The organism is Pseudomonas sp. NBRC 111127 (assembly GCF_001320345.1).
Lineage (GTDB): Bacteria > Pseudomonadota > Gammaproteobacteria > Pseudomonadales > Pseudomonadaceae > Aquipseudomonas > Aquipseudomonas juntendi.
The window spans coordinates 1-8,342 of record NZ_BCBD01000210.1 but is presented as its reverse complement, the minus strand read 5'-3'; the positions used below and the strand labels follow the sequence as shown (position 1 = coordinate 8,342).

Sequence of the window (8,342 nt, the reverse complement as noted above, 5' to 3'; positions counted from 1 at the left end):
TTTAGGTGGTCGATTTTTGGCGGTGGAACGAAAACGCTACATTGCACGCGGGGTGAAAAAGCGTTTCTCTATCAAACCCTTGTATAACCGCATGTGTACATCAATGTAGCGTTTTCGATACGGTGCAATCAAAACGTTACAGTCCCGCGACGCCTGTTTGGCACGTTACTGCCAACCTCATAGTCGGGCGAAGCCACAGGTGCGGTAAAAGGCATCAACCTGCCATGAACAGCGGCAGTGCCAGATAGAGTTTGATCACGATGACATTGATGATGTCGATGAAGAACGCCCCCACCATGGGCACCACAAGAAAGGCAATGTTCGAAGCGCCGTAGCGCTGGGTCACTGCCTGCATGTTGGCAATGGCAGTGGGCGTGGCCCCCAGGCCAAATCCGCAATGGCCGGCAGCCAATACGGCTGCATCGTAATTACGACCCATGACCCGGAACGTCACGAAAATTGCGAACAGCGCCATGACCAGTGTCTGTGCGGCCAATAAAGCGAAGAACGGCAAGGCCAGCGCTGCCAGGTCCCATAGTTTGAGCGACATCAAGGCAATGGCCAGGAACAGCGACAAGCTGACATTGCCCAGTACCGAAACTTCCCGTTCGAACACACGGTAGAAGCCGAATGCGGATAGCCCATTGCGCAGCAATACACCCACGAACAGCACACACACAAACGTCGGCAGTTCGAATGCAGTTCCTTTGAGTGCGCCATTGAGCAAAGAACCGGCAAGCAGGCTTACCGCAATCAGCGCCAGTGTTTCCACAAATGAAAATGATGTTATCAGGCGCTCTTTGTCAGGCCGCTCGAAACCCTGGGGCAGTTGCGGCAGTTCCTCATCGGCCCCCGGCGTTTTCACCCGCTTGATCAGCAGCCGGGCAACCGGCCCGCCGATCAGGCCGCCCAGCACCAGTCCGAAGGTGGCCGAGGCCATCGCCAGTTCCGCAGCCGAGGCCAGGCCGAACTTTTCGCTGAACGTGGCGCCCCAGGCGGCGCCGGTGCCGTGGCCGCCGGACAGGGTGATCGAACCGGCCAGCAGGCCCATCAATGGGTCCAGCCCCAATGCCGAGGCCAGGCCGATGCCCATGGCGTTCTGCACCAGCAACAGGCTGGTGACCACCAGCAGGAAGACCACCACCACACGGCCGCCTTTTTTCAGGCTGGCAAAGTCTGCGCTCAAGCCGATGGTGGCGAAGAAGGCCAGCATCAAGGGTGTTTGCAGTGAGGTATCGAACTGCACCTGCACATCGAAACTGCGCAACGCCAGCAGGGCAAAGGCGACGACCAGGCCACCGGCAACGGGCTCCGGAATATTGTAGACGCGCAACAAACCAATCCGTGCAACCAGCCCGCGCCCCAATAACAGGACGAGAGAGGCGGCTACAAGTGTCCCGTAAAAATCGAGTTCAAACATCAGGTGCTCTCGTTATATCCAGTAGCGAACCACGCTCCGCACTTGGGCGGAGCAGTGGGATGACAAGTGGCAATACACCGTCACCATTCTACGAGGCATATGTGGGAGAGTATCTTTCACTCGCGTAGGAAAGGTCTGAACAACTATCGGGTTATTGCAACGACTATCAGCCTTTGCCGGGTATTCCATATTTACGCAGGCGCTGGGCAATGGCGGTGTGCGAAGTGTGCAAGCGCGCAGCCAGTTGCCGGGTGGAGGGGTAGCTGGCGTACAGACGTTGCAGCAGCTCACGCTCGAAATCACCCACGGCTTGCTCCAGGCTGGCCACTTCGCCATCTTGCCCGCGCGCCACCGAGGTGCCGGCGATGTCCAGGTCACCGATGTCCACCAGGTTGCTTTCGCAGATGGCCGCCGCACGGAAAATCACGTTCTGCAGTTGGCGCACGTTGCCCGGCCACGGGTTGGCCAGCAGCGCCGAATGGGTGGCCGGGGTCAACCGGCAGGCTGGGCGCTGGATCTGCGTGCAGGCCTGCTGCATGAAGAAGTGCGCCAGCATCAGGATGTCCTGGCCGCGGTCGCGCAGGGGCGGTACCTGCAGGTTGAGCACGTTCAGGCGGTAGAACAGGTCTTCGCGGAAGCTGCCTTCGGCCACCATGCGCTCCAGGTCGCGGTGGGTGGCGCTGATGATGCGCACATCGACCTTCACTTCGCGGTCGCCGCCCACCCGGCGGAAGCTGCCGTCACTGAGGAAGCGCAGCAGCTTGGCCTGCAGGTACGGTGACATTTCGCCGATCTCGTCCAGAAACACCGTGCCCTGGTTGGCCAGCTCCATCAGCCCCGGCTTGCCGCCGCGTTGCGCGCCGGTGAAGGCGCCGGGGGCGTAGCCGAACAGCTCGCTCTCGGCCAGGCTCTCGGGCAGGGCGGCGCAGTTCAGCGCCAGGAACGGTGCCGCCTGGCGGCTGCTGATGGCATGGCAGGCGCGGGCCACCAGCTCTTTGCCGGTGCCGGTTTCGCCATGCACCAGCAGCGGCGCATCGAGTGCGGCAACGCGCATGGCGCGTGCCTTGAGGGTACGGATGGCCGGTGACTCGCCCAGCAGGGCGTCGAAGCCCTCGGCGTGGTCGTGGTGCAGGGCCGACAGGCGTTCGCCCATGCGCGATGGCGGGTAAAGCGTCAGCAGGCCACCGGCGTTGGTAATGGGCATGGCATCGAGCAGCAGGCTGTGGCCGTTCAGTTGCATCTCGCGCATGGGCAGGTGGAAGTTGTTGTCCAGCAGCGCCTGCAGCAGCCCGGCGTCGCCGAACAGCTCGCCCACCGAGCGCCCGGCCGATTCGCGGCCGCACAGCTCGATCAGCGCCGGGTTGGCCAGCAACACCTTGCCGGCGCTGTCCACGGCCAGGACCGGGTCGCTCATCGCTGCCAGCAACGCATCCAGTTGCAGGTGCCGACGTTGCCCGGGAAGGATGTCGACCACGTCCACCGACTGAACCCCGTGCACTTCGAACAGTGCGTCGTGCAGCTCTTCGAGCACCGCGGGGCTGAGCGTCGGGGCGTCGATGTAGACGTTCGGCGGGACCATCTCCACGGCGTCCAGGTTGAGGTTGCGGGCACCGAGCAGGGCTAGCACTTCCTGAGTGATGCCGACGCGGTCGATGAAGCTGACGTGGATGCGCATGGGAACGTAGAGGGTGGTGGCCGGGGAGGGCGGTAGTATGCCTCAACATCGCCGGGGCCGCCTTGCGGCCCATCGCAGGCAAGCCAGCTCCCACAGGTACTGCACAGGCCTTGAGGCCGATGCGATCGAAGTGGGCGCTGGCTTGCCTGCGATGGGCTGCAAGGTAGCCCCAAACTTCTGAAAATCACTCCAGGTGTTCAGGCTTGACCGGGTCGCCCGACTTCACATCCAGTTTTTCGCGAATGTCCGCGAACATATGGTCATAGAGCTTGTGCGGTGAACTCAGGTTCTCGAATTTCTTCGGCGACGGCAGGTACGCTTGCGCCCTGCGCGTCAGCAGCATGAGAAAGCTGGGCAGGGCCTGGTCCTTGGGCAGGAAGAACGCTTCATCGACTGCCTTGCCTTCGATGCTGCCATGCATGCGGAACTGAATGCCTCTACCTTCCTTGGGGTCCGACACTGCCTCGTATTCGATGTTCAGGTCATAGCTGTGGTCATCTTTGTTCAGCGCAATGCGCTCGATGTGTACATGACCGGGGTGGTACTGGGCCATGGAAAGCTCCTTGGGAAGGTCGAAAATGACGGGCCGCGCAGGCCCGCCCATTGCATTCAACGGTAGCTGATCCCCGGCTTCGCGGTCGAAACCCGGGTGCCGGCTGTGCCTTTGACAATTTCTTCGATGTTTTCCAGCGAACTGATCACTGCCACATTGCCGGTATGGCGGGCAAAATCACAGGCGGCCTGCACTTTCGGCCCCATGGACCCCGCGGCAAAACCCAGCCGCTGCAGTTCGTCGGGGTGCGCTTGGGCGATGGCTTTCTGCGTAGGTTTACCCCAGTCAATGTACGCCGCATCCACGTCGGTGGCGATGATCAGAAGGTCGGCTTCCAGTTGCTCTGCCAGCAGCGCCGAGCACAGGTCCTTGTCGATGACCGCCTCCACCCCTTTGAGTTTTTGGTTTTCATCGTAAAGGGTGGGGATGCCGCCGCCGCCCGCGCAAATCACGATGCTGCTCTTTTCCAGCAGCCACTTGATCGGGCGGATTTCAAAGATGCGCTTGGGTTTCGGGCTGGCCACCACGCGGCGGTACTTGTCGCCGTCAGGCTTGACCACCCAGCCCTTCTCGTTGGCCAGGCGCTCGGCCTCGTCCTTGCTGTAGACCGGGCCGATGAACTTGGTCGGGTCCTTGAAGGCCGGATCGTTGGCGTCGACTTCAACCTGGGTCAGCAAGGTCGCGAACGGCACTTCGAAGGCCAGCAGGTTGCCCAGCTCCTGCTCGATCATGTAGCCGATCATGCCCTCGGTCTCGGCGCCCAGCACGTCCAGCGGGTAAGCCTCGTCCGGTTTGTAGGAAAGGCCCTGCAACGACAGCAGGCCGACCTGTGGGCCGTTACCGTGGGCAATGACCAGCTCGTTGCCGGGGTGGATCTTGGCGATCTGTTCGGCGGCGGTGCGGATATTGGCACGCTGGTTGTCAGCGGTCATGGGTTCGCCGCGGCGCAGCAGGGCGTTGCCGCCCAATGCAACAACGATACGCATGGGGAATGTCCTTTTGAGGTGGGCTTGGGGCTTGGGGCTGCAAGCTGCAAGCTGCAAGCGGCAAGTTGCAAGTGGCAAGCAGAAGCCGGCCGGTGTAATCAGCTGCTTTCAGCTTTCAGCTTTCAGCTTTCAGCTATCAGCTATCAGCTTTCAGCTTGCCGCTTGCCGCTTTCAGAGGTCAGCCAGGGTCGAAACCAGGATCGCCTTGATCGTGTGCATGCGGTTTTCCGCCTGTTCGAAGGCAATGCAAGCGGGCGACTCGAATACGTCGTCGGTCACTTCGATGCCGTTGGCCAAGTCCGGGTACTGTTCGGCAATCTGCTTGCCCACCTTGGTTTCGGAGTTGTGGAACGCCGGCAGGCAATGCATGAACTTGGTGCGGGGGTTGCCAGTGGCCTTCATCAGTTGCGCATTCACCTGGTAAGGCTTGAGCAGCTTGATACGCTCGCCCCAGGCCTCGATCGGTTCACCCATCGATACCCACACGTCGGTGTGCACGAAGTCCACGCCCTTGACCGCGGCCAGCGGGTCTTCGGTCAGGGTGATACGCGCGCCACTTTCTTCTGCGTACTGCTTGCAGCGCTCAACGAGGTCCTCATGTGGCCACAGCGCCTTGGGCGCGGCGATGCGCACGTCCATGCCGAGTTTGGCGCCGATCAGCAGCAGCGAGTTGCCCATGTTGTTGCGCGCATCGCCCAGGTAGGCGTAGCTGATGTCGTGCAACGGCTTGTCGCTGTGCTCGCGCATGGTCAGCACGTCGGCGATCATCTGGGTAGGGTGATACTCGTCGGTCAGGCCGTTGAACACCGGCACCCCGGCGAACTTGGCCAGCTCCTCGACGATTTCCTGCTTGAAGCCACGGTATTCGATGGCGTCGTACATGCGCCCGAGTACGCGGGCGGTGTCCTTCATGCTTTCCTTGTGGCCGATCTGCGATGAGTTGGGGTCGATATAGGTGACATTGGCGCCCTGGTCGTAGGCCGCCACTTCGAAGGCGCAGCGGGTGCGGGTGGAGGTTTTTTCGAAGATCAGGGCAATGTTGTTGCCCTTCAGGTGTTGCTGTTCGGTGCCGGTGTACTTGGCGCGCTTGAGGTCGCGGGACAGGTCCAGCAGGTAGCGCAACTCGCGCGTGGTGTGGTGTTCCAGGCTCAGCAGGTTGCGGTTGTGAATGTTGAACGCCATGACTTTTCTCCTCGGGTAGGGTGAACGCACCGGCCGCCGCTGGGTAAGCGCGGCCAGGGTAATGGGCGTTAGTAATCGATGGGGTCACGGATGATCGGGCAGGTCATGCAGTGGCCGCCGCCCCGGCCCCGGCCCAGTTCGCCGGCGCTGATGGTGATGACCTCGATGCCAGCCTTGCGCAGCAGGGTGTTGGTGTAGGTATTACGGTCGTAGCCGATGACCACGCCTGGTTCGAGGGCCACCACGTTGTTGCCGTCATCCCACTGTTCGCGTTCGGCGGCGAAGCTGTTGCCGCCGGTTTCGACCACCCGCAGCTTGACCCCGAGCTGTTCGCCGACCACGTCGATGAACGACTTGTTCACGCGGCGCACGTCCATGCCGTACGGCTTGCTTTCGTCCGGGCGAATGATGAACGGCACGATTTCCTTGACCACTTCCGGGAAGACCGTGACCAGGTCGCGGTCGCAGAAGCTGAACACGGTGTCCAGGTGCATGGCGGCGCGCGACTTCGGCAGGCCGGCGACCACCACTTCCCTGACCGTACCGTGGGCGAACAGGCTCTGGGCCAGCTGACCGATGGCCTGGCGCGAGGTGCGCTCGCCCATGCCGATCAGCACCACGCCATTACCGATCGGCATCACGTCGCCACCCTCGAGCGTGGCGTTGCCGTGGTCCTTGTCCGGGTCGCCATACCACACCTGGAAGTCGGCGCTGGTGAACGCCGGGTGGAATTTGTAGATGGCGGTGGTGAGTAGCGTTTCCTGGCGCCGTGCTGGCCAGTACATCGGGTTCAACGTGACGCCGCCGTAGATCCAGCAGGTGGTGTCACGGGTGAACTGGGTGTTGGGCAGCGGTGGCAGGATGAAGCTGGAGTGCCCCAGGTAGTCGTTGTACATCTTGACCACTTCGGCGCCTTCGCTCTGCGGCAGGTCCTGGCCGGCCACGCCGCCGATCAGGAATTCGGCCAAGTGGCGCGGTTCGAGACCTTCCAGCCAGCTGCGCACTTCATTGGTCAGGCCCACGCCGACGGTATCGGCGGTGATCTTGCGGTCCAGAATCCACTTCAGCGCTTCAGGTTGCTGCACGATGTCGGTCAGCAGGTTGTGCATTTCCAGCACATCCACGCCACGCTCACGCATCTTGGTGACAAAGTCGAAGTGGTCACGCTTGGCCTGGTCGACCCAGATCACATCGTCGAACAGCAGTTCGTCACAGTTGCTCGGCGTCAGGCGCTTGTGCGCCAAGCCCGGTGCGCACACCATGACTTTGCGCAGCTTGCCGGCCTCGGAGTGCACACCGTACTTCTGTTTTTCAGCGGACATGGTTTCATTCCTCCAATGGGACGAAAGCGTGGTCAAAGGGTCAGGAAGCCGTCGTACAGGCCATAGGCTGCCACCAGGGCGCCGATCACCACGGCGGCGAAGATCAGTTTTTCCACGTTGGTGAAGATGGGTTGGCCCACTTCACGCTTGGCCTTGGCGAACAGGATCGCGCCAGGGGCGTACAGCAATGCCGACAGCAGCAGGTATTTCACACCGCCGGCGTACAGCAGCCAGATGGCGTACAGCAGGGCGATAGCGCCGATGATCAGGTCTTTCTTGCGTTCGGCCAGGGCCTGCTCATAGGTTTCGCTGCGCAGCGCCAGCAGGAAGGCGTAGGCCGCCGACCACAGGTAGGGCACCAGAATCATCGAGGTGGCGAGGTAGATCAGCGACAGGTAGGTGCTGCTGGAAAACAGCGTGATCACCAGGAAGACCTGCACCATGGCGTTGGTCAGCCACAGCGCATTGGCCGGTACCTGGTTGGCGTTCTCGCGGCGCAGGAATGCCGGCATGGTGTGGTCCTTGGCGGCGGCGAACATGATTTCGGCGCACAGCAGCACCCACGAGAGCAAGGCCCCCAGCAACGAGATGATCAGGCCGACACTGATCAGTACCGCCCCCCAGTGGCCGACCACATGCTCCAGCACGGCTGCCATCGACGGGTTCTGCAGCTTGGCCAGTTCCGGTTGGGTCATGATGCCCAGCGACAGCACATTGACCAGTACCAGGAACAACAGCACGGTCACGAAGCCGATGACCGTCGCCTTGCCCACGTCGGCGCGCTTTTCGGCGCGTGACGAGAAGATGCTCGCACCCTCGATACCGATGAACACCCATACGGTGACCAGCATCATGTTGCGGACCTGGTTCATCACACTGCCCAGTTCGGGCGTGCCCCGGCCCCAGATGTCGGCGGTGAAGATGTCCAGCTTGAAGGCAAACAGGCAGATCAGGGCGAACAGCACCAGCGGCACCACCTTGGCCACGGTGGTGACCAGGTTGATGAACGCCGCTTCCTTGATGCCGCGCAAGACCAGGAAATGCACAGCCCATAGCAGTAGCGAGGCACCGATGATGGCGGCTGGCGTGTTGCCCTCGCCAAAGACCGGGAAGAAGTAGCCCAGGGTGCTGAACAGCAGCACGAAGTAGCCGACGTTGCCCAGCCAGGCACTGATCCAGTAGCCCCAGGCCGAAGAAAAGCCCA

General features: G+C 61.8%; 7 protein-coding genes. All 7 read right to left on the bottom strand.

Translation table 11 applies throughout. The features are described 5' to 3' along the window. Window positions 1-214: 214 nt before the first annotated feature. Window positions 215-1,420, bottom strand: coding sequence for a sodium/glutamate symporter (gltS, locus tag APH30_RS25015; protein ID WP_033691431.1), 1,206 nt, complete (start codon window positions 1,418-1,420; stop codon window positions 215-217). 166 nt (window positions 1,421-1,586) lie between these two features. Then, the gene (locus tag APH30_RS25010; RefSeq protein WP_047150239.1) at window positions 1,587-3,095 is read right to left on the bottom strand and encodes a sigma-54-dependent transcriptional regulator; all 1,509 of its coding nucleotides are present in this window, start codon (window positions 3,093-3,095) and stop codon (window positions 1,587-1,589) included. Between the two features lie 184 nt (window positions 3,096-3,279). Further along, window positions 3,280-3,648: a DUF5064 family protein gene (locus APH30_RS25005; protein WP_054914057.1), complete on the bottom strand. Its 369-nt coding sequence runs from the start codon at window positions 3,646-3,648 to the stop codon at window positions 3,280-3,282. Between the two features lie 56 nt (window positions 3,649-3,704). After that, on the bottom strand, window positions 3,705-4,634 hold the full coding sequence (gene arcC / locus APH30_RS25000; RefSeq protein ID WP_054914056.1) for a carbamate kinase: 930 nt from the start codon (window positions 4,632-4,634) through the stop codon (window positions 3,705-3,707). Window positions 4,635-4,805: 171 nt separating this feature from the next. Then, window positions 4,806-5,816, bottom strand: coding sequence for an ornithine carbamoyltransferase (locus APH30_RS24995; protein ID WP_009683386.1), 1,011 nt, complete (start codon window positions 5,814-5,816; stop codon window positions 4,806-4,808). A gap of 68 nt (window positions 5,817-5,884) precedes the next feature. Beyond that, entirely contained in the window at window positions 5,885-7,138 is a 1,254-nt protein-coding gene (arcA, locus tag APH30_RS24990) for an arginine deiminase (protein WP_054914055.1), read from the bottom strand. A 32-nt stretch (window positions 7,139-7,170) separates the two neighbouring features. Further along, on the bottom strand, window positions 7,171-8,342 hold a 1,172-nt coding region (locus APH30_RS24985; RefSeq protein ID WP_054914054.1), incomplete at its 5' end, for a basic amino acid/polyamine antiporter.